Here is a 23,100-nt window from a genome sequence, read left to right on the forward strand (position 1 = left end):
AGAGCCCCTCCTGTGGGGAAAGTTGGTTGTGGTTAGTCGCCACGCCCGTTGTGCCCGGGCAATGCCGATCGTAGCCGCGGGCAGCGGTTCCCGCCAGTTTCCGAATCGCCGTGCTTTGTCTTCCTTAAACCTCTTTGATCCTGTTCCCATGACCAGCACTGTACCGATCCCCGCCGCCAAAGGCATGCGAAACGAATCGCACAAGTCCCTGATCGCCATCATCCGCGACCGCGTGTCGGCCTGGCGCAAGGCCGAGGGCTGGTCGCGCGAGAGCGTGGTGGCCGTCATCGTCGAGGCGCACGAAGCCATCGGCGGGCCGGCGGCCACCGGCATTCATTTCGACCCGGCCACGCGCGACACATTCGAGCGGATGAAGGTCAACGCCGACCGCGTGTTCCGATGGCTCGACGACGACAGCAAGGACACCAACCTACTGCCCGCCAATTTCCTGCCGTCGATCTTGGCGGCGATGCCGGCCGAATGGCGCCGGCACTGCCTGGACGACATCTTGCGGCCGCTGGGCATGGCGGCGCGAATGATGGCGCTTGGCGGCGGCGATGGCGTCGATATCGCTCAGGTCACCGCCGTGATCCGCGAGGGGGCGGAGGCACACGCCGCCGTCGCGGCGTTGCTCGGCGGCCAGGTCACGCCGGCCAAGATGGCGGCCGCGCACCGCGAGATAAGCGAGGCCATCCTGGCGCTGCGCACCGTGCGCGCATCGTTGGAGAACCAGATGACGATGGCCGGCATGGAATTGCCGTTCGGGGAGGGGGGCCGTGGCTGAAATCACCCTGGTCAAGCAGGATCCGGTCGAGATATCCGAGGCCGACCGCGCAATCGCGCGCCGCGTCATCTTCAGCGTGATCGATGGCCTGGGCAAGCGCGGCAAGAAGCAGTGGCGCCGCCTGTGGAATCGGATCTTCAAGCTCGAGCCCGGCGAGGCGATGGCGATCATCACGCACCAGGAGCGCCTCGGCTGGTTCCACCGCAAGCACATGGCGCTGGAGCAGCGCGTCTTCGAGGCCCAGGAGGCCTTCGAGCACTTTGAGCTGTTCCGGGACTGGCTGAAGATCGGCTCCGGCCATGTGGACTGGATCCCGGGCGAGGGGGACGCGCTGCAGGCCGTGCCGAAGTCGATCAGCTATGCCAGGCTGGAACAGGGCGAAATGGAGGCGTTCCACGACGCCGCCGTGGCGTTCCTGCGGTCGCCGCGCGCCATTCGGCAGCTCTGGCCGCATCTTGCGCCGGCCGCTGCTGGCGACGTTATTGAGCGCGTACTGGGAGGGTTCAGGGAATGAGACTGCGTCCTGCTCAGTCAGGTCGCTCCACCGGCGTAGTGGGATCGAAGCTCTCTCGATCTCGAATCCAACGTCCCAGTGTCGGCCAGGTATTCCTCATATTCGGCTTCCTCGAAGTCAGGGCCCTCTCGGCCTCGATTCGCGTACCGATCGAGAGTGTCGCGGACATTGTTCAAGTGTGCCCGCCCATCGACCGCTCGGCGGATTGCTTCAATGCCACCCAGTTCATGAATCGGTATTGCCTCAAAGTACGCCAAAGCTGCAGCCAATCTGGCATCCAGATCCGGCCATTTGTTCTTGAGGTCACGAAGGGTTCCCCATTGTTTTACCTCGGCAACGACCTCGTCTGTCTCGGAAATCATGAACTCGAGTACCCCCCTGTAGCCGCGCTGTTTGGCTTCCCGACGCTCGTTTTCAACATCCATAGCTGTCTTGTGCGCTGCCTTTGCCTGCTGAGCGCCAAGAAAGAACGCTCCGAGGAGGGCCCCAATGGTGCCGAAGGCCTGAATCCAGGCCGCCAAATCGTTGCTGTTGCCGGGGAACACTCGCGCTGTGGATGGCCAGTATTCAACAGTGGCGATTGCCGACATCACCGCTGCGAACAGCAAGAGGATCGCGGAAACGATGAGGGTGACTTCGGTATTTCGTTTCATTTTGGCTCCAGAAGGGATGTCGCTGAATGTTACGACGAAGGGGCATTGGCATGAAGTGGTCCGAGCATGCCATTGCCCGTGCCCTGGTGCGCCAGACGTTCAACCGCAAGTACCTGGTGGTGGTGCCCAACTGCAACTGGACGGGCCACGAATGCGACCTGCTGGTGGTGACCGAGAACCTGCGGATCATCGACGTCGAAATCAAGATCAGCCGGTCAGACCTGAAGGCGGATGCCAAAAAGGACAAATGGTGGCACCGGCAGTATGTCGGCGCGCCGCGCTGCGTGGATGTCAATCGTCACGGCCGGCTTATTGGGCGTCGCCACGTGTACGCGGAGCAATTCGAGCTTCGGGACTGGCCGCGAAAGGTCTGGAAGCACTACTACGCGCTGCCCAAGGAAATCTGGCGGCCCGAGCTGCTGGCTGTCCTGCCGAGCCCGCGCAGCGGCGTCCTGCTGCTGGACTGCGACGGCTATCCGCGGCCGGCCGGCGAGACCATGCGGATCGAGTGCGTGCGCCGCGCGACCGCCAGTCGCGACGCGCCGGCGCTCAGCCCGGCCGCCGCAGTCGATATCGCGCGGCTGGCAAGTCTGCGCATGTGGGATGCGTACGGACGCCTGGAAGCGCAGGGGGCGGCATGATCGCGATCTTCAGTTGCGCGACTCTGCCAGGATTTGGCGAACGGCGTCGCGCGCTTCCTCTAGTGCTACAGCCCTGGTGGGCGCCCATTCTTCGCAGTTTTTGTACCCCTTGTTGGGTACCGACACGCGCCAGCTCCAGCGCCCAGAACCGATGGGGCGGAGTTCGATATAGCGGTCCAGTTCTTCGTCCGATTTGCTCATTTTTGAGTCCTTTGCGTCGGGTTTGCGAGGCCTCAGTTTCACGTCACGACTTGATCTCGACAAGCGGGGCAGTGCAATGACGAAGCCGGCTCCATATCCCTACGACACGCGCGCCAAGGGGTGGCGCTTCGAGCTCGACCACGAACGCATCCGCCAGTCCGATACCTGGGCGCTGGCCGCTCCCGAGATCCGGCCGTGGCTGCTCATGTTGTGGATGACGGCCTGGGAGCAGACGCCGTGCGGAAGCCTGCCGGATGACGACGAACTGATCGCGGCCCGCATTGGCATGCCGCTGGACCAGTTCCAGGTCGCCAGGGCGCGACTGCTGCGCGGCTGGTGGCGTGCCGACGACGGCCGGCTGTACCACGACACGATGACCGAGCGCGTGCTGGAGATGATCGAGCGCCGTGACGGCGAGCGCAACCGCAAGGCTGAATACCGGGCCCGCAAGCAAGCCGAGCTGGCCGCTGCCCAGCGACAACAGGCCGAAAACCGTCCCGATACGTCCCCCGGTAGTCCTGATTTGTCCCACGGGACAGACGCGGGACTACCAAGGGATTCCGGTGGGAGTGACGCTACCGGAACCGGAACCGGAACCAGTAAAGAAAAAGATATACCGGCGGCGGCGTCTTTCGCGGGCGCGCCCGCGTGCGAGGCCGAACCCCCGCCGCCGCCGCTGGACGACGAGACGCCCGAGAAACGGGCCATGCAGGTCGCCGCCTGGCTGCGCCGCCGGGAGAAGGGTCGCGGCAAGCAGCCGCGCGGCACGCAGAGCAACGACCCGCGTATCGCCGCGTGGCTCGCCGCCGGCGTCACGGGCCTGCAGCTGGCCGAGGCCTACGAGCTCGCCGTCGCCGACCGCGAAAGCTCGGGCGACGTCGGGCCGATCACGCCGGGGTTCCTGGACATCTTCGTCGGCAAGGTCCTGCATCCGCCGGCGGCGCAAAGCGCCGTCAACGGCAAGCGGCCGGCAGCCAGCAAGACCGACCCGCTCGCCTGGGCAACGACATGGTCCGGGATCGTCGCCAAGGGCACCGAGCTCGGGCTGCAGCAACAGGCCGGCGAGCTGGACCGGGATTTCAAGCTGCGGGTGCATGCCACCGCCGGCACGACTGCCGACGACTTCGCGCGCCTGCTTGCCGACTACGGGGTGAGGGTATGAACACGATGCAGCAGCCACTGCGCGACCCGCGCCGCTGGGCGCGCCGGATCCTGGTGGAGCAGAGCCGCAAGGGCGGCCGCCGGTACGCGCCGGCGGTCCTGGCCATGGCCGAGCGCGCGCTCGCCGCGGCAGCCCAGCAGGAGAGGGCGCAATGACGGTCCAGTGCGTCAGCTGCCGCCTGTTCAGCCTGCAGAAGCACGCCGGCATGGCGCGCGAGGGCTACGGCAAGTGCGAGCTCGACGCCGCCTATCCCGGGCGGTTCCAGAGCTCGACCTTCGATAGGCACTGCCCACACTTTGCCGAGGCCCTGGGCCCGGTAGTCGAGAAACGCATCGAATGGCTGCGCGAGCAGCGTCAGGATCGGGAGGAAGCGTGCAGACAGTGGAAGTGATCGTGGCGGTGGACCCGGGGCCCACCGAGTCGGGCTGGTGCGTCTTTGACGGCGGCCGCGTTGTCGATTCGGGCATCATGCCGAACGCCGATCTGCTGAGGCACCTGCAGGCCGGCCACTTCCAGGAGCAGGGCTGCCGCCTCGCTGTCGAGATGATCGCCAGCTACGGCATGGCCGTCGGCCGCGAGGTGTTCGAGACCTGCGTGTGGATCGGCCGCTTCGTCCAGGCCTGGCACGCGCCTGAGCAGGCCGACCTGGTGTACCGCCGCGACGTGAAGCTGCACCTGTGCGGCACCGCCAAGGCCAAGGACGCCAACGTGCGCCAGGCCGTGATCGACCTTTTCCCGCGCGCCGGCGGCGGCAAGGTGCCGCAGATCGGCACGAAGGCCGCGCCAGGCCCGCTGTACGGCGTCACTAGCCACGCCTGGTCGGCACTGGCCGTGGCCATCACCGCCCGCCACCGGCGCATGTTGGCCAGGCGCCAGCAGCAGCCGGCGGCCCTCCAGTTTCCATCCCAAGACCTGCTCGGAGCGAGCCACCATGCGTGACACTTCCATTCCTTCCCGCGAGCCGGGTACCTTCTCGTGCCCCGAGCACGCTATTGCCGTGGCCTACCTGATGCTGGCCCTGCCCATCGAGCCGAAGAACCCGACGCAGCTGGTTTGCGAGGCCCTGCAGGAGCGTTTCGACGCAACCTACGAGCGCAAGGCGCTGTCCGGCCTGACGCCGCACGACTGGCATGCCCAGGCGGTCTTCACGGTCAAGGCGCTGCAGCGCACGCTGGGCGATGGCATCGGATTTCACATTCTGCGGGCCCAGTACGGCACCGGCGAGGAGGGGGCGGCCAGCGCGCGCCAGGTGTCCGAATGGCTCAACCCGGAGGCGCCGGCCGACAGCCGCATGCGCGAGCTCACCGACCTGCTGGTGGGGAACATTCTGCGAGGCCGGCCGCGCCAGCGCGACCTGTCGGATCGCTTCGACGTGCCGAAATCCAACGTCTCGCGGCTGGCCTCGGCGTATCGGGTCCTGGTGGAGGGCGCCCGTCGCGCCGCGTTGCTGCGGCTGGACGTGTGCATGCGCGACGCGGGTATCGTGGTCGACCTGGACGAAGACCGACGTCCGACACCCCTTGACAACGTGGGACAAGATCAGCAGAATTCAGCCACACTCGTAGCAAGTGCGACCTGAACAAAGCCCCGGCCTGAAGCCGGGGCTTTTGCTTTGGTGGATATTGACCGGGAGGTGTAAAAATGTGACTCCGACAAAGTGCCCAAAGGAGGCCGGAGTGGAACACAAATTTATCCAGATTGCGGTCGCGCCGCCGAAGCCTGACGCGAGTTTTTACGTCCTTATCGGCCTGAAAGATGACGGTACGGTTTGGAAGGCTCGGGTCATGTCGAGCGGTGACGAGTTGCCAGAAGATTGGGTGCCGCTAGTTCCCCGGAAACCTGAGTAACCGACCGAACGAACCGCCGCGAGGCGGTTTTTTCATGACGATCATGGCGCGAGATTCGAAGCAACGTGGATCTGGAGTGAAGCGGCCAATTCCTTCCCAAAGCCTTCGGGAGGAACGGCAGTTCCAGCCGGCGGCGGAGTTGGGCGCATGGGTGGACGCCCAGATACTGGCCGAACGCGGCGCGCTCTATAACCCGGACCACGCACACCTGATGGGTGCGGACCTCTGTTTCCTATGGGCCGCGTCGGGCTTCGCTAAGGCGGGCCGCTACGTCCTGGGCCAGGCCGAGCAGGTGATGTTCCGCGCCGGCGGCTGGCAGAAGGCCCGCCAGGAGCAGCAGATGGTGGATTGGTTCGGCCGGGTGCCGATGTTCCTGATCACGCTGGCGGCCGACTACTGCGCCACCTGTAGCGACGAGGAATTCTGCGCGCTGGTCGAGCATGAGCTGTACCACATCGGCCAGTTGAAAGACGAATTTGGGGCGCCGGCCTTCTATCGGGACGGCCGCCCAAAGCTGGGCATCCAGGGCCATGACGTCGAGGAATTCGTGGGCGTCGTCCGGCGCTACGGCCCGTCGGCCGAAGTTTCCCGCCTGGTGGCCGCTGCCAAGGGCAAGCCCGAGGTGCCGCGCCTGAACATCGCCCGGGCCTGCGGCTGCTGCCTTAAGGTCGCCTGACCGATACCGACCCTTTACAGATTTCACATTATGGCAAGGCTGAACGACGCGCAGAAGCGCTACATCGTGCAGGCCCTGGCCTGCTATGACACGCCGGCGCAAGTCGCCGAGGCGGTAAAGGAAGAGTTTGGGCTGGACGTCCACCGGGCGCAGGTCGCCCAGTACGACCCCACCAAGGTGTCCGGCCAGGACCTGGCCAAGAAGTGGCGCGACCTCTTCGACGACACCCGCAAGCGGTTCCGTGACGAGGTGGCCGAGATCCCGATTGCCGACCAGGCGTACCGGCTGCGCACGCTCCAGCGCGCCATGGCGAAAGCCGAGCGGCAGGGGAACGTGGCCATGGTGTCGCAGCTGCTGGAGCAGGCCGCGAAGGAGGTGGGCGGGGCATTCACAAACAGGCGGGAGCATTCCGGCCCCGGCGGGGGGCCGATAGAACAGAAAACGGTGGTGGTCGATGAAAACAAAGTCGCCGCCGCCGTCGCCAAGCTCGAGGACGACTACTGAGGTCGATCCCGGGCTCCTGCGCGCCGCCGCCAAGGCCAAATGCGAACGGTCGCACCTGTTCTTCAGCCGGTACTTCTTCAAGCACCGGCAGGCGATCAAGTTCCGGGTCAACTGGCATCACGAGCTGATCGCCGAGAAGGTGCAGGCCGTGATGGACGGCCGCATCAAGAACCTGGTCATCAACGTGCCTCCAGGTTCGTCGAAGACCGAGCTGGTCGCCATCAACCTGATGGCCCGCGGCCTGGCGCTGAACCCGCGCGCCCGGTTTTTGCACATCAGCTACTCCGACGACTTGGCGCTGCTGAATTCGCAGACCGCCCGCGAGCTGGTGCAGTCGGACGAGTTCCAGGAGCTGTGGCCCCTCGCCATCGCCGACGACGCGAAGTCCAAGAAGCGCTGGAACGTCCTGGTGGACGGCAAGAAGGCCGGCGGCGTGTATGCCGTCAGCCTGGGTGGCCAAATCACGGGTTTTCGCGCCGGCCACATGGCGGAGGGCTGGCAGGGCGCCATCATCATCGATGACCCGCTGAAGCCGGAGGATGCCTACAGCAAGGCGCGGCGGTCGGCCGCAAACCGGAAACTTCTTTCGACGGTGAAGAGCCGGAAAGCGAATCCGGACACGCCGATCATCGTCATCATGCAGCGCCTGGCGCAGGAGGACGTCACCGGGTTCATCGAGGCGGGTAACCTGCCTGGTGAGTGGGAGCACGTCGTCATCCCGGCGCTGATCGATGACGACTATGTGGCCGGCCTGCCGGCCGAGCTGCGGGCCAAGGTCGACAGCTCCGAGCGTGACGAGCAGGGACGGTTCAGCTACTGGCCATACAAGGAGCCGCTGGACGATCTGCTCGCCATGGAGACCGGCACCGGAGCTGACCAGGACGGCGCTCGCGTCAGCCGGTTCGTTTTCGCGTCGCAGTACCAGCAGCGCCCGGCGCCGCTGGGTGGCGACCTGATCCAGGGGGCCTGGTTCGGGCGGTACACCGTGCTGCCGCGGATCGTCGCGCGGAAGGTGTTCGTTGACACCGCGCAGAAGACTGCGGAGCGGAACGACTACAGCGTTTTCGAATGCTGGGGCCTGGGCGACGACGGCAAGCTGTACCTGCTCGATTTGCTGCGAGGGAAATGGACGGCGCCCGAACTCAAGCGCCGTGCGGTGGATTTCTGGGCCAAGCACAAGCCCTACGACGCGAAGCTGTCGGCGCCGCTGCGCCAGATGCTGATCGAGGACAAGTCGAGCGGTACTGGGCTCATTCAGGACATCGCGGCCGACGGCAAGATTCCCGTCAAGGGCATCGAGCGGGTCAAGGACAAGCTCACGCGCGTGATGGACGTGCAGTCCTACATCGAGGCTGGCCTGGTTTGCATTCCGGCAGAGGCCGAATGGGTCGCTGAATTCATCGCTGAATGCGAGGCATTCACGGCCGACGACACCCACGCCCACGACGACCAAGTGGACCCCATGGTCGACGCCATCAACGAAATGCTCGCCACCGCGGGCAGCAATCTATCGCGCTTCACGGCGCTGGCGAGTTGAATATGAGTTTTCACGCGGACGGCTACGAGTCGGCGCTGATCGGACACCGCCGACTGCAGGTCGGCCAGTCCGCGCCGCTGACCGAGCTGCAGCTGTACGCCAGCGGCGGCATCTTCGGCCGGGTGGTGGACGCGCCGGCCGACGACGCCGTGGCGCGCGGCGTCACCATCAAGGGCGACGACGGCCGAATCGCGGCCGAGCTGGACCGCCTGAAGGTGCTGCCGGCCCTGGCCGATGGCATGCGCTGGGCCCGCCTGACCGGCGGCGCGGCGCTCATGCCGATCACCGACGACAGCGCGCGGCTGGATGCGCCGCTGAACCCGGCGCGCCTGCGCCAGATCCACGAGTTCCGAGTCTTCGACCTGACGGACATCGACGCCTCGGAGCGCCGGTACCGCGACCCGTACAAGGCGAACTACGGACAGCCGGAGGTCTACCGCGTTCGAAGCCTGGCGCCCGACGACGGCACGGCCGTCTTCTACGTGCACGAATCCCGGCTGATCCCGATCCCGGGCGACCCGCTGCCGAGGCGGCTTGCCGCCGTGACGGGCGTGCCCTGGGCCGGGCGGACCGCCGTCGAGCGCACCTACCGCGCCATCTGCCGGTACCAGGAAGCCCTGGCGCTGGCCCTGAAGGTGTTGGAACGCAAGCAGCAGGGCGTCTACGGCATGAAGGGCCTGGCCGAGGCCATCGAGAACGAGATGGAGACGGCGGTCCAGAAGCGCATCGACCTGGTCGACGCCGTACGCGGGCTGCTGAACACCGTGGCGATCGATAGCGAGGACGAGTACGTCATCCACGACGCCAACGTGTCGGGCGTGCGGGACCTGGTGAACGAGTTCCAGGTGGGGGTGTCGGCCGAGTGCGGCATGCCGGTCACAATCCTGTTCGGACGGTCACCGGCCGGGCAGAACGCCACCGGCGAGGCCGATTTCGACGGCTACTACGACCTGGTCGAGGCCCTGCAGCGCAGCAAGGGAACGCCGGCGCTCGAGCGCGTTGTGTCGCTGATCCTGGCGCAGGAGTCGTTCGCCAATCCGCCCGAGGCCTGGTCGATCTCCTGGCCGTCGCTGAAAAGCCCGACGCCCAAGGAAGAGGCGGACGTGCGCGAGACGAACGCCAAGGCGGAAAAGGCCGAGATGGAGGCCCTGTCTCTGGCCGTGGACAACGGCCTGAGCGAGGACGAGGCGCGGGCCTACCTGAAGGAGCGCGGGCAGTATGGCCTCAAACCTGATGAATCCGGCGGGCACACCGCGGCCACGCAGTACGCCGCGCAGACCGCGTAAGTGGCGCTATCCGGCCGGCCAGGAGGCCGATTATGCCGCCGCCCTGGACCAGATTGCGCGCCGGACGACCGAGGCCGTAACCGCACATGTCCTGCCGGCGCTGGGCGCCGCGCAGCGCGCCGACGACCTGAACAGCATCCCGGAGACCGAGGGCTGGTACGAGACGCTGCGCCAGGCCTTCCTGGCGGCGCTGAGTGCGGCGTCGGTCGATGACGAGGCGGTCGGCAGTCTGGTGGCGCTGGTGGCGCGCCGCGTCGAGCGGTTCAACGCCGAGCAGTTCCACCGCACGATCCGCCAGGCCTACGGTGTCGACATCTTCAAGGCAGAGCCCAGGCTGGGCCAACTGGCCACCATCTGGGAGGCCGAGAACATCAAGCTGATCAAGTCGATCCCGGCCCAGTACCTGGAGGGCTTGCACGGCAAGGTGGTGGCGGCCGTCCAGAAGGGCACCAGCCTGCGAGAGCTCACGGCCCTGGTGCGGCAGACCTACAAGATGCCGCGCAACCGCGCCGAGCTGATCGCCCGCGACCAGGTCGGCAAGCTGAATGGCCAGTTGACCGAGTACCGACAGCAGAGCATCGGCGTCGAGGAGTACCGGTGGCGCGGCGTTCTGGACGAGCGCGAGCGCGAGGAGCACGTGGCGCGCGAGGGCGAGGTGTTCCGCTGGGACAAGCCGCCCGAGGATGGCCACCCCGGCCAGCCTATCCGCTGCCGGTGCTGGGCCGAGGCGGTGCTGCCGCTGTTTGAAGACCTGGACGCCCTGGTCGTCCACTGAGGAAATCCCCATGGTTATGCGATTCGACCGCGTGGCATTCAAGGCCACGCGCACCGACGAGGGCTACATCAAGGACACGCCGGTGCTGACCCGCACCGGCGTCTTCGTCTACCTGGACGGGCAGGGCCGCGAGCGCCGCGAGTACCGGCCGCCCGACGAGGTGTTCAACGCCGATTCGCTGGCCAGCCTCAAGGGCGTGCCGGTGACCGACACCCACCCGGGCAAGGTCAGCGCGCGCAACGTCAAGCAGCACATGATCGGCACCGTGCTGTCCGAGGGCCGGCAGGACGGCGACCGCGACATGGTCGGCGACGTCGTGATCTACGACGCCAGCCCGATCGACGAGGGCGGGAAAAAGGAGCTGTCGCTCGGCTACGAGCTCGAGCTCGATGAAACCCCGGGCGTGTCGCCCGACGGCGAGCGGTACGACGCCGTCCAGCGACGCATCCGATACAACCACCTGGCGGTGGTCAAACGCGGCCGCGCGGGCAATGCGCGGCTCAACCTGGACGCGGCGGACGCCGTAACGAAAACCGAAGAGGACAATGACATGAGCATGGTCAAGATCCGCCTCGATTCCGGCCTGTCGTACGACGCGGCCCCGGAAGTGGCGAACGAACTGGAGCGCCTGCGCGCCGACGCCGCCGAGCTGCGGCAGAAGGTCGACGCCGAGGCGGCCCGCGCCGACACCGAGAAGGCGCGCGCCGACAAGGCCGAGGCCGACATCAAGAAGGCCCGCGAGGACGCCCACGCGGCCGCGCTGGCCCGCGTGAAGCTGGAAGCCGCCGCCACCGCCCACAAGGTGGAATTCAAGGCCGACACGACCGACCGCGCGCTGCGCGAAGGCGTGATCAAGGCCATCCGGGGCGACGGCTTCGACCTGACCGGCAAGTCGGACGGCTACGTCGAGGCGGCCTTCGACCTGGCCGTGGCTGACAGCGCCGGCCGCCAGGACGCCGCGGCGTCCCAGCGCCAGACGGTCAGCGGCCAGCCCGGCCAACCGACCACCCAGATGAACCAGGACGGCGGCAACCAGCCCAAGTCCGCCGCCCAGGCGCGCGCCGCGATGATCGCCGCCCGGAACAAGGAATAAGGAGCTGACATGTACGAGGACTACATGCTGCCGGCCTTCGCCGGCATGAAGGTGGATTCGGGCGACGACCGCGTCGAATCCTTCCCGGCCGCCGGCGACGTCGCCGTGGGCGTCGTGTGCGGCACCAATGCCAGCGGCCTGCTGGTGGCCGGGCCCGGCACCAAGGTGCGCGGCGTGTCGCTGCACACGGCCACGCTGCCCTACGACCGCTACCGCTACGTCGAGGGCGACAGCGTGTCGACGATGACGCGCGGTCTCGTCTGGGCGCGTGTCACCGCCGCCGGCACCGTGACCGAGGACGGCCCGGTGAAGTTCGCCGCTGACGGCACGGTATCGGACGGCGGCGCCAACACCCTGAACAACGCGGTCTTCCGCAGCGGCATCGTGACCGGCCCGAACGGCCAGCAGATCGCCCGCGTGGAGCTGCACAACCCGTTCAGCGTGCCGCCCGCGGCGCCTTAATCGCGTCTCCGAACCCACCCCATAGGGCCCGCCTCGAGCGGGCCTTTCTCATTTCCGCGAGGGAAAGATGGAACACATGCATTATGACCAGGCCGACCTGGCCGGCGTTCAGGCCTTTGCCCCGACCATGGGCGGCCTGCGCGAAGACGAGGGCATCTATGCCGCCCGCGAGCTGGACTACGTGAAGTCGCGCACCTACGACAAGAAGCTGCCCCCGATGAAGGGCCTGCAGCTGGTGCCCCAGTCCAGTGAAGTGCCGGAATGGGCCGAAACCTACACCTACAAGGTGTATGACCAGGTCGGGATCGCCAAGATCATCGCCAACTACGCCGACGACCTGCCGCGCGTGGACGTCTACGGCCAGGAAGTCACCGCCCGGATCAAGGATATCGGTGACTCCTACGGTTACAACGTGGGCGAGCTGCGCGCCAGCATGGCCATGCGCACGTCCCTGCCCACCCGTCGGGCCGCAGCGGCGCGCCGCGCCATCGAGGTCAAGCAGAACCAAATCGCCATGGTGGGCGACGCCCAGCACAAGCTGTACGGGCTGACCAACCACCCGAACATCGGCGTCACGACCGGCCTGAATGGCAACTGGGCGAATCCGGCGACCACGGCGGACCAGATCCTCGACGATCTGAATGCGCTGTACAACGCCGTGCGGCTGCAGTCCAAGGGCGTGCACACCCCCAACGTGCTGGCGATCCCCAGCACGCAGCACGCGGCGCTGTATTCCAAGCGCCTGGCGGACTCCGGCGGTCTGACCGTGGGCGAGTTCTTCATCAAGCAGCACCCGGGCCTGCGCATCGAGGACGTGCCCGAGCTGGCCGATGCCGGCACCGGTGGCGTCTCGATGGCGATCATGTACGAGCGCAGCGAGGAGAACCTGAGCATGGAGAACCCCATGCCGTTCAACCAGCTCGCGGCGCAGGCGCGCAACCTGGAGCTGGTCGTGCCGTGCCTGGCGCGCACCGGTGGCGTGGCGGTGTACTACCCGCTGGCGCTGACCAAGGCGGAGGGCATCTGACATGGAAAAGCACGTCAAAAACCTGGCGGCCTACGCCATCGTCACCGCCGCCGGCGAGGTCATTCCGCCCCTGCAGACCTCCAAGGCGCCCATCGACATCACCAAGCGCGACACCGCGGCGCTGATCAAACGCGGTGCGCTCGAGGTGGTGGGCGGCGTCAAGGCGTCCGGTAAGGCCGCCGACGACGAGGGCGGCACGACCACCGATCCGGCGCAGATGAAAGCCGGCCAGCTCAAGGCCGAGCTGGACAAGCTGGGCGTCGAGTACGCGGGCAACGCCAGCACCGAGGTGCTGCGCGAGCTGTACGTGGCGAAGCTGGCCGAGCAGGCGGGGCAGTAAGCATGGCCGCCACCGTCGAGCTACTGGACTTCCTGGCGCCGGCGGTGGCGGGCATGTCGGCCGAGGACAAGCAGAAGGCCCTGGACATCGCCGCCGGGTACCTGCCAACGTGCCTGCCCGAGGCCAAGCAGGACGAGGCGCAGGCCTGGTATGCCGCCTGGTTGCTGTACGGCCGCCTGCAGCAGCTCGCCGGCCAGGAGCAGGGCGCCACGCCCTTGCCGGGCGTGATCAGCGAGAAAGAGGGCGACTTGTCGCGCACCTACGGGCGCGCTGACGGCGCCGACGATCCGGCGGGTTTCTTCGGCCACTATGACCGGCTGGCCAAGCTGTGCCGCGCCGGTGCGATCACGGTCGGAACGAGGCGCAGGTATGGCTGCTGTTAAGACCATCGACCGCGGGCTGAACCGCCTGATGGCCCAGGCCCGTGCGCTGGACGGGTCCGGCGTGAAGTTCGGCATTCAGGGCGACGCCGGCGCAGACCCAGAAAGCGGCGCCGACCTGGTCGACATCGCCGTCTGGAACGAGTACGGCACCGAGCACATCCCGGCGCGGCCTTTCATGCGGGACTTCGCCGAGAAGAACGGCAAGGTGCTGGGCCAGGCGATGGACCGCGTCGCCATGGCGGTGCAGGATGGCCGGCTGTCGGCCGATGCCGGGCTGGACCAACTGGGTACCTTCGCGGAACGCCACCAGAAGGCGCACGTGCAGCAGTCCAAGAGCTGGGCCGTGCCGAACGCGCCGTCGACGGTTGCCAAGAAGGGCAGCGACGTGCCGCTGGTCGACCAGGGCGTCATGGTCAACGCCATTCGCTACGAGAAGGTGCGCTGATGGGCTTTCGCAGACCGCAGACCATCCGACCGCGTGCGGGCGGGCAGTACGTGAAGGGTCGATGGGTCGAAGGTGCCGACGCGGTGCCGTACACGATCCAGGCTTCGGTGCAGCCGGCCAGGCTGTCCGACTACGACACGCTGCAGCCCAACGCCGAGGGCCGGCGCGTTACGGCTGCCGTGCGCATCTACACCACCGCGGTGTTGAATGTGGCCGGCCAGGACGATCAGAACGGCGACCGCCTGGTCTGGGACCGGGCACCGCACCCCGGCGACTACCTGGTGGTGGCCGTGGCGCCCTGGCAGTCAGGTGTCATTTCGCATTACCGCTACCTGGCGGTGCTGCTTGCAAACTGAGTGCCCACAGAGCCCCGGCAGTCTGGGCCGGGCCCGACGGGGTTAAGCGTCGGGAAAGGACTACCGCGCCGGGCGGGGCAGCCAGACACCGGGAGGGCAGTACCGAGTCGGCGCAGGCCGATAGCCCCATCGGTACACACAAAGGACCGCTATGGACGCCCAACAAGCCATCTTCGACCTGATCGAGCACGCGGCCGGCGGTATCCCTGTGATTTTCCGCGACGGCAACGGTCCACGGCCAGGCAAGCCGTACATGACCCTGAAGGTCACGCCGGCGGCGCGCTTGCCGGTGCATCTGGGCGCTGTGGACCAGGACGGGCGCCAGGATGTATCGGCGCACCGCGACGCCGGCGTCGAACTGCAGTGCTTCGGCGACGACGCCTTCCAGGTGCTGGACGAACTGAGCCTGCGCCTGGGCTTTCCCAGTCTGGTGGACTTCGCCAACTCGCTGGACCTGGCCGTGTTCGACGTCGGCGACGTCCAGGACCTGCCGGTACCCCGCGACGACGCCCGGTTCGAGCCGCGCGCCGTGCTCGAGCTGCGCGTGCGCTACACGGGCACGCTCGCCGACGAGGTTGGCTACTTCGAGGCGGTCGAGGTCACCGGTACCCTTACCGGCGGCGTAACAGAGCTGCCGCCCATCCAGATCACCACTGCGGCGTCCTGACGTCGCCAGCCTTGCATCCGGCCGCCTTCGGGCGGCCATTTCTTTGGAGCCACGAAAATGTCTGAGCTGACGGCCGAGAGGCTGCGCGAACTGCTGGCATATGACCGCGAGACAGGCATATTTACCAACCTGATCTGCCGCGGGCCGAACTCCCCAAAGGGCGCAGTATCAGGGTATCGGACGGATGAGGGGTACTGGTCCATTGGCATCGGGGGCAAGTACTACAAGGCTCATCGATTGGCATGGCTGTACATGACAGGTGAATGGCCCAAGGGTCAGATCGACCACCGCGACTGGAACAAATCGAATAATCGCTGGCGAAATCTGCGGGAGGCATCGCACAGCGGGAACATGCAAAACCTTAGCGGGCCACAGCGCAACAACAGGAGCGGGCATCTCGGGGCCAGTTACCACGCGAGGAGCGGCCGGTTTCAGGCGCAGATTGGCGTGAATGGCCGTCCGAAGTACTTGGGACTCTTTGACACTGCCGAAGAAGCAGAAGCCGCGTATCTGAAGGCCAAGCGAGCATTCCACCCTAATTCGACGCTAGCGGCCGCAGTCGCTGGATAGATAGACCGCGCCCGATAGCAACGGGCCATTTTTGGAGCCAACAATGGCAAATCTCGAGCGCATTGTGAATGTTCAGATTTCGCTGAACACGACCGCGATCCGCGAGCAATCGTTTTCCGACCTGCTGGTGCTGGGCGCGCACACGCTGTCAGTCAACCGCGTGCTGGTCGTCACCCAGGCCGACGAGCTGATCGAGCTGGGGATGTCCGCCGCCGACCCGCTGTACATGGCAGTGCGCGACTCCTTCAAGCAGATCCCGACCCTGAACCGTATCTATGTCGGGCGCCAACAGGTCGACGAGGCGACCATCACGGTCACCGCAGCGGCCGAGGTCGCCTACTCGGTCACGCTGACCTGGCGCGACGCCCAGGGCGCCGTGCAGACTGCGACGGCCGTCTACACGGGCCTGGCCGCAGACACCCCGGCCGCCATCGCCACCGGCCTGGTGGGGGCCATCAATGCCACCGCCGCGCCGGTGACGGCGACCGCCACGGCCGCAGTGGTGTCGATCGACGCCGATGTCGCCGGCGCCGCTTTCGGCCTGTCGGTGGCGGGCAACCTGACCATCAACGCCGCGACCAGCACCGAGACGCCGACCGAGGCGCTGACCGAGTGCCGGGCCGAGAATGGCGACTGGTACGGCGTGGTCCTGGCTTCGCGCGCCGAGGCGGACATTCTGGACGCCGCCGAGTGGGTCGAGGCGAACCAGAAGCTCCAGTTTGTGGGCTCGGCCGACCCGGGCATCATCGATGCCGCGCTCAGCACCGACCTGGCGTCGAAGCTGAAGGCCAAGAATTACTTCCGCACGTCCTGCTGGTACCACGCGCTGGCGGCGTCCGAATGGCTGGAGTCGGCCGTAGCCGCCAACCGCTTCACCTTCTACCCGGGTGCGGAGACGTGGGCCAACGTGAAGCTGGCCGGCATCACGGCTGACAACCTGCGCGAGGGCCAGGCCCAGGCAGCCTTCAACAAGAACGCCAACACTTTCGAGCCGTTCCGCAATTTCGCCATCACGCAGGGCGGCAAGGTGGCGGCAGGCGAGTGGATCGACGTCATCCGGTTCCGCGACTGGCTGGCCGAGCAGATCAAGATCGCCGTGGTGTCGGCCCTGATCAACGTCAAAGGCCAGCTGGGCAAGGTGCCGTACACCGACGGCGGCATCCAGATCGTCACGAACGCCATGCGCGGGGTGCTGGACCTGGGCGTGGCCCGCGGCGGCATCGCGCCGGAAGAGGTCGACGAAGACGGCCGCAAGATTCCGTCCTACACGGTTTCGGCGCCGCTGTCGGCCAACGTGCCTTTCAACGACAAGGCCAACCGCATCCTGCGCGACGTGTCGTTCACGGCCCGACTGGCCGGCGCCATCCACGCCGTCGAAATCAAGGGCAACCTGACCTACGAACTGTAATCGGAGCCGAGCATGACGGTAAAAACCTACGACCCCGCGAAGGTCATCATCACCTTCGGGGCATCCACGATCACCGGCACGGCCGACGGTTCGTTCGTCAATATCGAGCCGATCTCGGACGGCATCACGTCGCAGTCCGGCGCGGACGGCGAGGTGGCGCGGGCCATGTCGGCCGACCGCCGCCACCGTGTCACGATGACGCTGCAGCAGACCAGCCGCAGCAACGACGTCCTGTCGGGCTATCACGAAGCCGACCGACTGAGCGGCGGTGGCGGCGCGTTGCCGCTCACCGTGCGCGACCTGCGCGGCACCACGCTTTTCGCTGCGACGGCCTGGGTGACCAGAATGCCGGCCAGCGAGTACGGCATCGAACTGGGCAACCGCGAATGGACGCTGGAAACCGGTCCGGCCGCGTACTTTGTCGGGGGCAATGACTGATGAGCAAGCCCTACGAAGTCACCATCGGCCGCACGACCTACTACATCCGGCGCTTCGATGCCTTCTCGGCGCTCGAGCTGTTCGGTGACCTGCAGCGGGACATCCTGCCGGCGGCCGGCGGCGCCCTGGCGGCGGTTTTCGGGCCCGAGGACGGCGCCAAGGACGAGCAGGCCATGTTGCAGGCCTTCCGCGAGCTCTCGACGACGCTGGACGGCAAGACGCTGAAGGCCTGGGCGGATCGGCTCATCGACCCGGACCTGGTCGCCTATGAGCGGGACGGCGCCGAGCCCGCCAAGCTGGACAAGCGCGGCCGCGAAGCCGCCTTCGAGGACTTCACCGAGATCCTGGAGTTGATGTTCCACATCATCAAGTGGAACTGCGAAGGCCCTTTGGCGCGCTGGCTCGACCGTTTTGGCGAGGTCCGCGCCAAGATGGAGAGCCTGTCGGCAAGTTTAGGGAAGACCTCGAGCGCGAGCTGATCATCTGGCGGCCGATCCTGGCCGGCCACGCCAGCCTGGCCGACGTCAAAGCCGGCCGGGTCGACCTGCTGGACCTGCTCAAGATCAACGCGCTACTCGATGCGCAAGAGGCTGCCCAGGAGGCCGCCGCCCGAAAGAAGAGGTAACCCATGGCTGTAGTCCGCGAACTGGTGACGCTGCTGCGTTATCAGGTCGACCAGTCCGGCCTGCGTGCCTACCAGCAGCGCGCCGTCACGGTGGCCGACCGCCTGCGGCGCGGCATGCGCGTGGTGCGCGACGCCGGCGTCGGTGCCATGCAAGGCGTCCGCCTGGGCGTGCAGGACGTGCTGCGCGAGCAGCGGGCATTGAACGCCGCCCAACGGCGGGGTGTGGCCGAAACCCGAAAGATGGGTGACGGTTACAGCCGCGTGGGCGGCCTGATTCGTGGGGTGCTGACGGGGATTTCGGCGCTGAGCACTGCCCGGGTGGCCGACGAGTGGGCGAGCGTGCGCGGCCGCGTGAGCCTGGTGACCGACAGCATCGCCGAACAGGAGCAGGCTCTGCGTAGCCTATTCCGAATCGCCCAGGACACCCGGCAGCAGTACGTTGCCACGGCCGACCTGTTCCAGTCGGTCCAGCGCAACCGGAAAGAGCTGGATCTGACGCTGGCGGACTCGCTGCAGCTGACGAAGACCATCGGCCAAGCGCTGACCATTGGCGGCGGCAGTACCTCGGCGCAGCAGGCTGCGCTAGTGCAGCTCGGCCAGGCCTTGGGCGCTGGCGCGCTGCGTGGCGACGAACTCAACTCGATCATCGAGCAGTCGCCGCGCCTGGCCCAGGCTATCGCCGAGGCTTTCGACGTGCCGGTGGGCAAGCTGAAGGAGCTCGGCGAGCAGGGCAAGTTGGCCAGCAAGGAGCTGGCCAGGGGCCTGCTGAAGCAGTCCGAGAAGCTGGCGCGCGAGTTCGACCGGATGCCGAAGACTTTCGGCGCGGCCTGGACCCTGATCACGAACAAATGGGGGCAGATTGTCGACTCCATGAACCGGGCGTCGGGAGCCAGCGAGGTCTTCTTCGCGGTCACCAAGCGCGTGGTCGGCAACCTCGGCGACATCGCCAAGGTCGGCGCGCTGGCCGCGCTGTCATACGGCATCGTGCGGGTCACGCGGCTGTTGCGGGCCATGCGCACGGCCGCCTGGGCTTCGCTGGGGCCATATCTGGCCATCGCGGCGGCGCTGGGCGCGGTCTACCTGATCGGCCAGGACATCTGGGTGTGGCTGCAGGGCGGCGATTCCATCCTGGGAACCCTCGTGGGTCGGGTGGAGGACTGGCAGTTTCAGCTCGACTCGATCCTGATCGTGGCCAAGGAGATCTGGTGGGCCATCGAAGATATCGGCACGGCGCTGGCCAACAGCATTGGCGAGGCCCTGGGCCTGAGCGTCACGTTCACCGACCTGGGCGACGTGGCACGCACGGTGTTCCGCTCGATCCTGGCGACGATCCGTTGGGCGCTGGGTATCGTCCGGGACCAGCTGAAGGCGGTCGCCGCCGTGTTCCGCGGGGACTGGGAGACGGCAGGGGAGCTGGTCAAGAAGGCTTTCACCAGTCTCCTGCAGCCCCTGGTGCTGCTCAAGGACAAGGCCGTCGAGGTCATGCAGAACATCGGCAAGGCCATCCAGGAATGGGTGACTGACAAGCTGCATGCGGCGAAGCGGGCAATCGAGAGCCTACTGCCGTCGAGTTGGAGCGATGAGGCCCAGACGCAGCGGATGGCGGGCGTCAACAGCTGGTTGCGTGAGAATGCCCCCTGGCTGCCCTTCGGCAACGCTTTCCCGGTCTCCCCGGCGAGTGCACAGCGCGCCGGCAGTCGCGGCGGGATGTCCGTCATGAACAACGTCCAGCAGGAGATCACGGTGAACGCCCCGGGCGCCGATCCGGCCTCCGTCGCCGCCGGCGTGAAACGGGGCGGCGATGCGCTGAATCGACGCTGGGAGGGCAATTTCGCCACCTTCGTGCCCAGTGTGGAGCAACCGTCATGAGCTTCGTCTCCCTGGTCTTCGGCCAAGGCTTCGCCCAGAGCTCCGTCGGAGCGGTTACCCTCGATGCGCTCCTGGGCGAGACCACCGAATTGAACAGCCGCGCGACAGAATATGTGGTCGAGGACGGCCCGCCGGTGACCGACCATATCGTCCAGGACTCGGAGCAGCTGCAGCTCTCGGGGTGGATCACGTCGGCGGACCTGACGCTATTCGGCGCCCAGGGGCGGTCGAAGCTGGTTTCGGCCAAGGCTGCCTTGCGCCGGATCCACGCCGAGCGGTTGCCGGTGACGGTCACCACAGGCCTCGACGTGTATGTCGACATGGCCATGGAGTCCTGCAAAATCGAGCGGACCAACGAGGGCGAGTTCTTCAGCGTCCAGTGCGGTTTCCGCAAGATCCGCAAGGTGGCGCTGCGCACCGCGGATATCCCGCCGGCCAAGGTGGCCGCGTCTGCCAAGGGCAAGGCGGGGCAGACCAAGACCAACGCCGGCAAGACCGACACGCCCGAGGCCACGCCGAAGCAGCAGTCGGACCTGTACCGGATCCTGAACAGATGATCACCATTCCCGTCATCGACGCCAACGACAGCCTCACAGAAGTCGAGCTGGAGGGCGGCACGTATTTCTTGCGGCTGTCCTGGAACAGCGAGGCCGACCTATGGGTGCTGGGCATCGAGAACGCCAACAATGAGGTCATCATCGCCGGCATCGCCCTGGTGCCTGACACGCCGCTGCTCGCCCAGTACCGATACCTGCCGCTGCCGCCAGGCGAAATCGTGGCGCTGGCGCCAGACCGCCGCAACACGATCAGCCGGGAGGCGCTCCCGTCTGGCGACGTGACGCTGGTTTACGTGACGGCGCAGGAGGTGGCCAGTGGCACGGTTTAATCGGGTATACAGGCTGTTGGTGGGCAAGGCTGGCCAGACGGGCGTCGAGATTACCCAGCCGCTGCGCATCACCTTCGAGATCGAGAAAACCACCAGCGAGCAGCCCAATCCGCACAAGATCCGCGTCTACAACTTGGCCGCCACCACGCGGCGCGCCATCGAGGAGCCGGACCTGCGCTGTGTGCTCTACGCCGGCTACGCAGAGGAGCACGGGCCCATCCTGATGGCGGCGGGCGCTATCACCTTCGCCTACACCGCCTACGACGGGCCGGACGTGTTCACCGAGCTGGAGGTGCGCGACGGCTATGTCGAGATCCGCGATACCGCCGTCTCCCTGGGCTACGGGCCCGGCGCTCGCGCCTCGGTCATCGTGCGCGAGATCGCCAGGCAGATGGGGCTGCCCCTGATCCTGGAGGACGACGCCCCGGACCGGACATGGGCGCACGGCTTCTCGTTCTACGGGCCAGCACGCCAGGCCCTGCACAAGGTGGTGGCCGGCACGGGCCTGGAGTGGTCCATCCAGAACCAGCAGCTGCAGGTTATCGCCCGGGGCGGTACCACGCGGCGGCAGGCGGTCGTGCTGGCTGCCGACAGCGGCCTGCTGGGGTATCCGGAGCGCACGCGCGAGGGTGCGCGCGAGAAGGCCAAAGTGAAGGACCGGGACACCGGCGAGATCCGGCAGATCGTCAGCGCCCAGCAGCAGCGCGAGGGCTGGCGCGTCTCGTCGCTGCTCTTGCCGTCGATCAACGCCGGCGACCTGGTGAAGCTGGAAAGCCGCAGTGTGCAGGGCTTCTACCGCGCCGACGGCGTGCGCCACGTCGGCGACAGTGCCGGCGGCGACTGGCAGACCCAGCTGGACCTGGTGGACCGCTACGCGCCGCCCAAGAAGAAATAGCCATGACCGACCCTGTAACCGACCTGCGCCGCCTGATCGCCGCCGAGCTCGCCGAGGTGCACACTACTCTGCCCGGCGTGATCGTGGCCTACGACGGCAGCACTGCAGTGGTCCGGCCGGCGCTGCCCAAGCAGCTCGCCAATGGCCAGGTGTTGCCGGCGCCCCAGATCGTCAGCGTGCCCGTATGCTGGCCGGTCGGCGACGTGGCGGGGGCGCTGGCGCTGATCAGCGTGCCGCTGAAGGCCGGCGATCCGGTCGTCTTGCACTTTTCCGAGCGCGCGCTGGAGTCGTGGCTGGCCGGCGGCGACGGGCCGCCAGACGACCCGCGCCAGTTCGACCTGACGGACGCCTTCGCCGCGCCGGTGGTCAGGCCAGGTGCGGCGGCAGCAGATACCGAGCATGTCAGCGTCCAGTACGGGCCCGGTTCGATGAAGATCGCGGCTGACGGCACCTTGACCATTCGCGTGCCGCGCAAGCACGTCATTGCCGACGAGACGGTGTTCGACAGCCCCGTCACGATCAACGGGCTGCTCACCTACACCCAAGGGATGTCGGGCGAGGGGGGCGACGACGCGACGATCCGTATCCGGGGCAACGTGGCTTTCGAGGATGGTTCGCTGACCCACAACGGCAAGGATGTGGGCGATAGCCACCGCCACGGCCTGCCGGGCGGCGGTGCCACGGATGAACCGCTATGAGCCTTGATCTGAAACTCGCTGACGACCACGACCTGGCGCTGTCGTCGGCCGGCGATGCCCGGCTGCTCGATGGCGCCGAGCGCATCGCCCAGCAAATCAAGGTGACGCTGCTGACGTTCCTGGGCGAATGGTTCCTGGACACGGATTTCGGTGTCCCCTATCTGGAGCAGGTGCTGATCAAGGCTCCGCAGCGCGCCCAGCTCGAGGCCGTGTTCCGAGCCCGGATCGCTGACGTGCCGGGCGTGCGTGGTGTGCGCCGCCTTGACCTGCAGATCGAGCGTGCGCTGCGGCGCCTGCGCGTCGAGTTCGAAGCCGAGACGGACGAGGGCATCGTGACCCTCCAGTTCGTCCTGTAACC

General features: G+C 66.9%; 33 protein-coding genes. 31 read left to right on the forward strand and 2 right to left on the reverse strand.

Translation table 11 applies throughout. The features are described from left to right. The first annotated feature begins 61 nt into the window (after nucleotides 1–61). Together ACKTT0_RS17585 and ACKTT0_RS17590 are read left to right on the forward strand one after the other, a co-directional pair. Entirely contained in the window at nucleotides 62–784 is a 723-nt protein-coding gene (locus tag ACKTT0_RS17585; protein WP_407851082.1) for a toxin YdaT family protein, read from the forward strand. Next, nucleotides 777–1,298 (forward strand): hypothetical protein, encoded by a 522-nt coding sequence (locus tag ACKTT0_RS17590; RefSeq protein ID WP_407851083.1) that lies wholly within the window; start codon nucleotides 777–779, stop codon nucleotides 1,296–1,298. Before ACKTT0_RS17585 ends, ACKTT0_RS17590 begins: the two co-directional genes overlap by 8 nt. A 17-nt stretch (nucleotides 1,299–1,315) precedes the next feature. Here ACKTT0_RS17590 and ACKTT0_RS17595 read toward each other — a convergent pair whose 3' ends face one another. After that, the gene (locus ACKTT0_RS17595) at nucleotides 1,316–1,951 is read right to left on the reverse strand and encodes a hypothetical protein (protein WP_407851084.1); all 636 of its coding nucleotides are present in this window, start codon (nucleotides 1,949–1,951) and stop codon (nucleotides 1,316–1,318) included. Between the two features lie 50 nt (nucleotides 1,952–2,001). Here ACKTT0_RS17595 and ACKTT0_RS17600 point away from each other — a divergent pair, with 50 nt between their 5' ends. Further along, on the forward strand, nucleotides 2,002–2,592 hold the full coding sequence (locus tag ACKTT0_RS17600) for a hypothetical protein (RefSeq protein ID WP_407851085.1): 591 nt from the start codon (nucleotides 2,002–2,004) through the stop codon (nucleotides 2,590–2,592). A gap of 9 nt (nucleotides 2,593–2,601) precedes the next feature. On the opposite strand, the gene ACKTT0_RS17605 is transcribed toward ACKTT0_RS17600, so the two are convergent. After that, a complete protein-coding gene (locus ACKTT0_RS17605) occupies nucleotides 2,602–2,793 on the reverse strand; it encodes a hypothetical protein (protein WP_407851086.1) in 192 nt (63 codons plus the stop codon). 76 nt (nucleotides 2,794–2,869) lie between these two features. On the opposite strand from ACKTT0_RS17605, the gene ACKTT0_RS17610 reads away from it, so the two are divergent. The 28 genes from ACKTT0_RS17610 to ACKTT0_RS17745 all read left to right on the forward strand — a co-directional run bounded on the left by ACKTT0_RS17610 (nucleotide 2,870) and on the right by ACKTT0_RS17745 (nucleotide 23,098). Next, entirely contained in the window at nucleotides 2,870–3,955 is a 1,086-nt protein-coding gene (locus ACKTT0_RS17610; RefSeq protein ID WP_407851087.1) for a hypothetical protein, read from the forward strand. After that, nucleotides 3,952–4,110 (forward strand): hypothetical protein, encoded by a 159-nt coding sequence (locus ACKTT0_RS17615; protein ID WP_407851088.1) that lies wholly within the window; start codon nucleotides 3,952–3,954, stop codon nucleotides 4,108–4,110. Before ACKTT0_RS17610 ends, ACKTT0_RS17615 begins: the two co-directional genes overlap by 4 nt. Next, a complete protein-coding gene (locus ACKTT0_RS17620) occupies nucleotides 4,107–4,346 on the forward strand; it encodes a hypothetical protein (RefSeq protein WP_407851089.1) in 240 nt (79 codons plus the stop codon). The genes ACKTT0_RS17615 and ACKTT0_RS17620 overlap by 4 nt, the downstream gene beginning before the upstream one ends. After that, a complete protein-coding gene (locus tag ACKTT0_RS17625; RefSeq protein WP_407851090.1) occupies nucleotides 4,328–4,894 on the forward strand; it encodes a hypothetical protein in 567 nt (188 codons plus the stop codon). The genes ACKTT0_RS17620 and ACKTT0_RS17625 overlap by 19 nt, the downstream gene beginning before the upstream one ends. Then, on the forward strand, nucleotides 4,887–5,534 hold the full coding sequence (locus tag ACKTT0_RS17630; RefSeq protein WP_407851091.1) for a hypothetical protein: 648 nt from the start codon (nucleotides 4,887–4,889) through the stop codon (nucleotides 5,532–5,534). The genes ACKTT0_RS17625 and ACKTT0_RS17630 overlap by 8 nt, the downstream gene beginning before the upstream one ends. A 311-nt stretch (nucleotides 5,535–5,845) precedes the next feature. Next, the gene (locus ACKTT0_RS17635; protein ID WP_407852452.1) at nucleotides 5,846–6,478 is read left to right on the forward strand and encodes a putative metallopeptidase; all 633 of its coding nucleotides are present in this window, start codon (nucleotides 5,846–5,848) and stop codon (nucleotides 6,476–6,478) included. A 30-nt stretch (nucleotides 6,479–6,508) separates the two neighbouring features. Beyond that, on the forward strand, nucleotides 6,509–6,982 hold the full coding sequence (locus ACKTT0_RS17640; RefSeq protein ID WP_407851092.1) for a DUF2280 domain-containing protein: 474 nt from the start codon (nucleotides 6,509–6,511) through the stop codon (nucleotides 6,980–6,982). Beyond that, complete coding sequence (gene terL / locus ACKTT0_RS17645; protein WP_407851093.1) at nucleotides 6,933–8,519, forward strand: phage terminase large subunit; 1,587 nt, start codon at nucleotides 6,933–6,935, stop codon at nucleotides 8,517–8,519. The genes ACKTT0_RS17640 and terL overlap by 50 nt, the downstream gene beginning before the upstream one ends. Nucleotides 8,520–8,521: 2 nt before the next feature. Further along, nucleotides 8,522–9,805 carry a phage portal protein gene (locus ACKTT0_RS17650; protein WP_407851094.1) on the forward strand — a complete coding sequence of 428 codons (1,284 nt, stop codon included), beginning with the start codon at nucleotides 8,522–8,524 and terminating at the stop codon, nucleotides 9,803–9,805. Next, nucleotides 9,738–10,580 (forward strand): phage head morphogenesis protein, encoded by an 843-nt coding sequence (locus ACKTT0_RS17655; protein WP_407851095.1) that lies wholly within the window; start codon nucleotides 9,738–9,740, stop codon nucleotides 10,578–10,580. Before ACKTT0_RS17650 ends, ACKTT0_RS17655 begins: the two co-directional genes overlap by 68 nt. Nucleotides 10,581–10,590: 10 nt before the next feature. Then, nucleotides 10,591–11,673, forward strand: a complete 1,083-nt coding sequence (locus ACKTT0_RS17660; RefSeq protein WP_028353445.1) for a DUF2213 domain-containing protein — start codon at nucleotides 10,591–10,593, stop codon at nucleotides 11,671–11,673. A 9-nt stretch (nucleotides 11,674–11,682) separates the two neighbouring features. After that, the gene (locus ACKTT0_RS17665) at nucleotides 11,683–12,135 is read left to right on the forward strand and encodes a structural cement protein Gp24 (protein ID WP_407851096.1); all 453 of its coding nucleotides are present in this window, start codon (nucleotides 11,683–11,685) and stop codon (nucleotides 12,133–12,135) included. 67 nt (nucleotides 12,136–12,202) lie between these two features. Further along, the gene (locus ACKTT0_RS17670; RefSeq protein ID WP_407851097.1) at nucleotides 12,203–13,162 is read left to right on the forward strand and encodes a DUF2184 domain-containing protein; all 960 of its coding nucleotides are present in this window, start codon (nucleotides 12,203–12,205) and stop codon (nucleotides 13,160–13,162) included. A 1-nt stretch (nucleotide 13,163) separates the two neighbouring features. After that, complete coding sequence (locus ACKTT0_RS17675) at nucleotides 13,164–13,502, forward strand: hypothetical protein (protein ID WP_407851098.1); 339 nt, start codon at nucleotides 13,164–13,166, stop codon at nucleotides 13,500–13,502. A gap of 2 nt (nucleotides 13,503–13,504) precedes the next feature. Further along, the gene (locus ACKTT0_RS17680) at nucleotides 13,505–13,885 is read left to right on the forward strand and encodes a DUF4054 domain-containing protein (RefSeq protein WP_407851099.1); all 381 of its coding nucleotides are present in this window, start codon (nucleotides 13,505–13,507) and stop codon (nucleotides 13,883–13,885) included. Next, nucleotides 13,872–14,330, forward strand: a complete 459-nt coding sequence (locus tag ACKTT0_RS17685) for a hypothetical protein (protein WP_407851100.1) — start codon at nucleotides 13,872–13,874, stop codon at nucleotides 14,328–14,330. The genes ACKTT0_RS17680 and ACKTT0_RS17685 overlap by 14 nt, the downstream gene beginning before the upstream one ends. Continuing rightward, a complete protein-coding gene (locus ACKTT0_RS17690; protein WP_407851101.1) occupies nucleotides 14,330–14,686 on the forward strand; it encodes a hypothetical protein in 357 nt (118 codons plus the stop codon). Before ACKTT0_RS17685 ends, ACKTT0_RS17690 begins: the two co-directional genes overlap by 1 nt. 151 nt (nucleotides 14,687–14,837) lie before the next feature. Next, on the forward strand, nucleotides 14,838–15,353 hold the full coding sequence (locus ACKTT0_RS17695) for a phage neck terminator protein (RefSeq protein WP_407851102.1): 516 nt from the start codon (nucleotides 14,838–14,840) through the stop codon (nucleotides 15,351–15,353). Between the two features lie 57 nt (nucleotides 15,354–15,410). Beyond that, complete coding sequence (locus ACKTT0_RS17700) at nucleotides 15,411–15,923, forward strand: HNH endonuclease (protein WP_407851103.1); 513 nt, start codon at nucleotides 15,411–15,413, stop codon at nucleotides 15,921–15,923. A gap of 43 nt (nucleotides 15,924–15,966) precedes the next feature. Further along, a complete protein-coding gene (locus tag ACKTT0_RS17705; protein WP_407851104.1) occupies nucleotides 15,967–17,331 on the forward strand; it encodes a DUF3383 family protein in 1,365 nt (454 codons plus the stop codon). 12 nt (nucleotides 17,332–17,343) lie between these two features. Further along, nucleotides 17,344–17,769 (forward strand): phage structural protein, encoded by a 426-nt coding sequence (locus ACKTT0_RS17710; protein WP_407851105.1) that lies wholly within the window; start codon nucleotides 17,344–17,346, stop codon nucleotides 17,767–17,769. Then, complete coding sequence (locus ACKTT0_RS17715) at nucleotides 17,769–18,248, forward strand: phage tail assembly chaperone (protein ID WP_028353436.1); 480 nt, start codon at nucleotides 17,769–17,771, stop codon at nucleotides 18,246–18,248. Before ACKTT0_RS17710 ends, ACKTT0_RS17715 begins: the two co-directional genes overlap by 1 nt. Before the next feature lie 149 nt (nucleotides 18,249–18,397). Next, nucleotides 18,398–20,263, forward strand: coding sequence for a tape measure protein (locus ACKTT0_RS17720; protein WP_407851106.1), 1,866 nt, complete (start codon nucleotides 18,398–18,400; stop codon nucleotides 20,261–20,263). Further along, complete coding sequence (locus ACKTT0_RS17725; protein ID WP_407851107.1) at nucleotides 20,260–20,820, forward strand: phage baseplate protein; 561 nt, start codon at nucleotides 20,260–20,262, stop codon at nucleotides 20,818–20,820. Before ACKTT0_RS17720 ends, ACKTT0_RS17725 begins: the two co-directional genes overlap by 4 nt. Further along, a complete protein-coding gene (locus ACKTT0_RS17730; RefSeq protein WP_407851108.1) occupies nucleotides 20,817–21,149 on the forward strand; it encodes a phage baseplate plug family protein in 333 nt (110 codons plus the stop codon). Before ACKTT0_RS17725 ends, ACKTT0_RS17730 begins: the two co-directional genes overlap by 4 nt. Continuing rightward, the gene (locus ACKTT0_RS17735) at nucleotides 21,136–22,044 is read left to right on the forward strand and encodes a phage protein (protein ID WP_407851109.1); all 909 of its coding nucleotides are present in this window, start codon (nucleotides 21,136–21,138) and stop codon (nucleotides 22,042–22,044) included. The genes ACKTT0_RS17730 and ACKTT0_RS17735 overlap by 14 nt, the downstream gene beginning before the upstream one ends. Before the next feature lie 2 nt (nucleotides 22,045–22,046). Further along, nucleotides 22,047–22,742: a Gp138 family membrane-puncturing spike protein gene (locus tag ACKTT0_RS17740; RefSeq protein ID WP_407851110.1), complete on the forward strand. Its 696-nt coding sequence runs from the start codon at nucleotides 22,047–22,049 to the stop codon at nucleotides 22,740–22,742. Continuing rightward, nucleotides 22,739–23,098 (forward strand): contractile injection system sheath initiator, encoded by a 360-nt coding sequence (locus ACKTT0_RS17745; RefSeq protein WP_028353431.1) that lies wholly within the window; start codon nucleotides 22,739–22,741, stop codon nucleotides 23,096–23,098. Before ACKTT0_RS17740 ends, ACKTT0_RS17745 begins: the two co-directional genes overlap by 4 nt. The last annotated feature ends 2 nt before the right edge of the window (nucleotides 23,099–23,100 follow it).

This window comes from Bordetella saccharivorans (assembly GCF_045862855.1).
Taxonomy (GTDB): Bacteria; Pseudomonadota; Gammaproteobacteria; order Burkholderiales; family Burkholderiaceae_B; genus Bordetella_A; species Bordetella_A petrii_F.

What these genes read in the sequence shown, in the direction of transcription:
- ACKTT0_RS17725 (WP_407851107.1), top strand. Translation starts at nt 20,260, where the DNA reads ATGAGCTTCGTCTCCCTGGTCTTCGGCCAAGGCTTCGCCCAGAGCTCC.
- ACKTT0_RS17740 (WP_407851110.1), top strand. Translation starts at nt 22,047, where the DNA reads ATGACCGACCCTGTAACCGACCTGCGCCGCCTGATCGCCGCCGAGCTC.
- ACKTT0_RS17705 (WP_407851104.1), top strand. Translation starts at nt 15,967, where the DNA reads ATGGCAAATCTCGAGCGCATTGTGAATGTTCAGATTTCGCTGAACACG.
- ACKTT0_RS17610 (WP_407851087.1), top strand. Translation starts at nt 2,870, where the DNA reads ATGACGAAGCCGGCTCCATATCCCTACGACACGCGCGCCAAGGGGTGG.
- ACKTT0_RS17660 (WP_028353445.1), top strand. Translation starts at nt 10,591, where the DNA reads ATGGTTATGCGATTCGACCGCGTGGCATTCAAGGCCACGCGCACCGAC.
- ACKTT0_RS17630 (WP_407851091.1), top strand. Translation starts at nt 4,887, where the DNA reads ATGCGTGACACTTCCATTCCTTCCCGCGAGCCGGGTACCTTCTCGTGC.
- ACKTT0_RS17605 (WP_407851086.1), bottom strand. Translation starts at nt 2,793, where the DNA reads ATGAGCAAATCGGACGAAGAACTGGACCGCTATATCGAACTCCGCCCC.
- ACKTT0_RS17675 (WP_407851098.1), top strand. Translation starts at nt 13,164, where the DNA reads ATGGAAAAGCACGTCAAAAACCTGGCGGCCTACGCCATCGTCACCGCC.
- ACKTT0_RS17620 (WP_407851089.1), top strand. Translation starts at nt 4,107, where the DNA reads ATGACGGTCCAGTGCGTCAGCTGCCGCCTGTTCAGCCTGCAGAAGCAC.
- ACKTT0_RS17635 (WP_407852452.1), top strand. Translation starts at nt 5,846, where the DNA reads ATGGCGCGAGATTCGAAGCAACGTGGATCTGGAGTGAAGCGGCCAATT.
- ACKTT0_RS17685 (WP_407851100.1), top strand. Translation starts at nt 13,872, where the DNA reads ATGGCTGCTGTTAAGACCATCGACCGCGGGCTGAACCGCCTGATGGCC.
- ACKTT0_RS17700 (WP_407851103.1), top strand. Translation starts at nt 15,411, where the DNA reads ATGTCTGAGCTGACGGCCGAGAGGCTGCGCGAACTGCTGGCATATGAC.
- ACKTT0_RS17595 (WP_407851084.1), bottom strand. Translation starts at nt 1,951, where the DNA reads ATGAAACGAAATACCGAAGTCACCCTCATCGTTTCCGCGATCCTCTTG.
- ACKTT0_RS17695 (WP_407851102.1), top strand. Translation starts at nt 14,838, where the DNA reads ATGGACGCCCAACAAGCCATCTTCGACCTGATCGAGCACGCGGCCGGC.
- ACKTT0_RS17600 (WP_407851085.1), top strand. Translation starts at nt 2,002, where the DNA reads ATGAAGTGGTCCGAGCATGCCATTGCCCGTGCCCTGGTGCGCCAGACG.
- ACKTT0_RS17640 (WP_407851092.1), top strand. Translation starts at nt 6,509, where the DNA reads ATGGCAAGGCTGAACGACGCGCAGAAGCGCTACATCGTGCAGGCCCTG.
- terL (WP_407851093.1), top strand. Translation starts at nt 6,933, where the DNA reads ATGAAAACAAAGTCGCCGCCGCCGTCGCCAAGCTCGAGGACGACTACT.
- ACKTT0_RS17615 (WP_407851088.1), top strand. Translation starts at nt 3,952, where the DNA reads ATGAACACGATGCAGCAGCCACTGCGCGACCCGCGCCGCTGGGCGCGC.
- ACKTT0_RS17730 (WP_407851108.1), top strand. Translation starts at nt 20,817, where the DNA reads ATGATCACCATTCCCGTCATCGACGCCAACGACAGCCTCACAGAAGTC.
- ACKTT0_RS17710 (WP_407851105.1), top strand. Translation starts at nt 17,344, where the DNA reads ATGACGGTAAAAACCTACGACCCCGCGAAGGTCATCATCACCTTCGGG.
- ACKTT0_RS17720 (WP_407851106.1), top strand. Translation starts at nt 18,398, where the DNA reads ATGGCTGTAGTCCGCGAACTGGTGACGCTGCTGCGTTATCAGGTCGAC.
- ACKTT0_RS17680 (WP_407851099.1), top strand. Translation starts at nt 13,505, where the DNA reads ATGGCCGCCACCGTCGAGCTACTGGACTTCCTGGCGCCGGCGGTGGCG.
- ACKTT0_RS17670 (WP_407851097.1), top strand. Translation starts at nt 12,203, where the DNA reads ATGGAACACATGCATTATGACCAGGCCGACCTGGCCGGCGTTCAGGCC.
- ACKTT0_RS17690 (WP_407851101.1), top strand. Translation starts at nt 14,330, where the DNA reads ATGGGCTTTCGCAGACCGCAGACCATCCGACCGCGTGCGGGCGGGCAG.
- ACKTT0_RS17715 (WP_028353436.1), top strand. Translation starts at nt 17,769, where the DNA reads ATGAGCAAGCCCTACGAAGTCACCATCGGCCGCACGACCTACTACATC.
- ACKTT0_RS17650 (WP_407851094.1), top strand. Translation starts at nt 8,522, where the DNA reads ATGAGTTTTCACGCGGACGGCTACGAGTCGGCGCTGATCGGACACCGC.
- ACKTT0_RS17585 (WP_407851082.1), top strand. Translation starts at nt 62, where the DNA reads ATGCCGATCGTAGCCGCGGGCAGCGGTTCCCGCCAGTTTCCGAATCGC.
- ACKTT0_RS17745 (WP_028353431.1), top strand. Translation starts at nt 22,739, where the DNA reads ATGAGCCTTGATCTGAAACTCGCTGACGACCACGACCTGGCGCTGTCG.
- ACKTT0_RS17665 (WP_407851096.1), top strand. Translation starts at nt 11,683, where the DNA reads ATGTACGAGGACTACATGCTGCCGGCCTTCGCCGGCATGAAGGTGGAT.
- ACKTT0_RS17655 (WP_407851095.1), top strand. Translation starts at nt 9,738, where the DNA reads ATGGCCTCAAACCTGATGAATCCGGCGGGCACACCGCGGCCACGCAGT.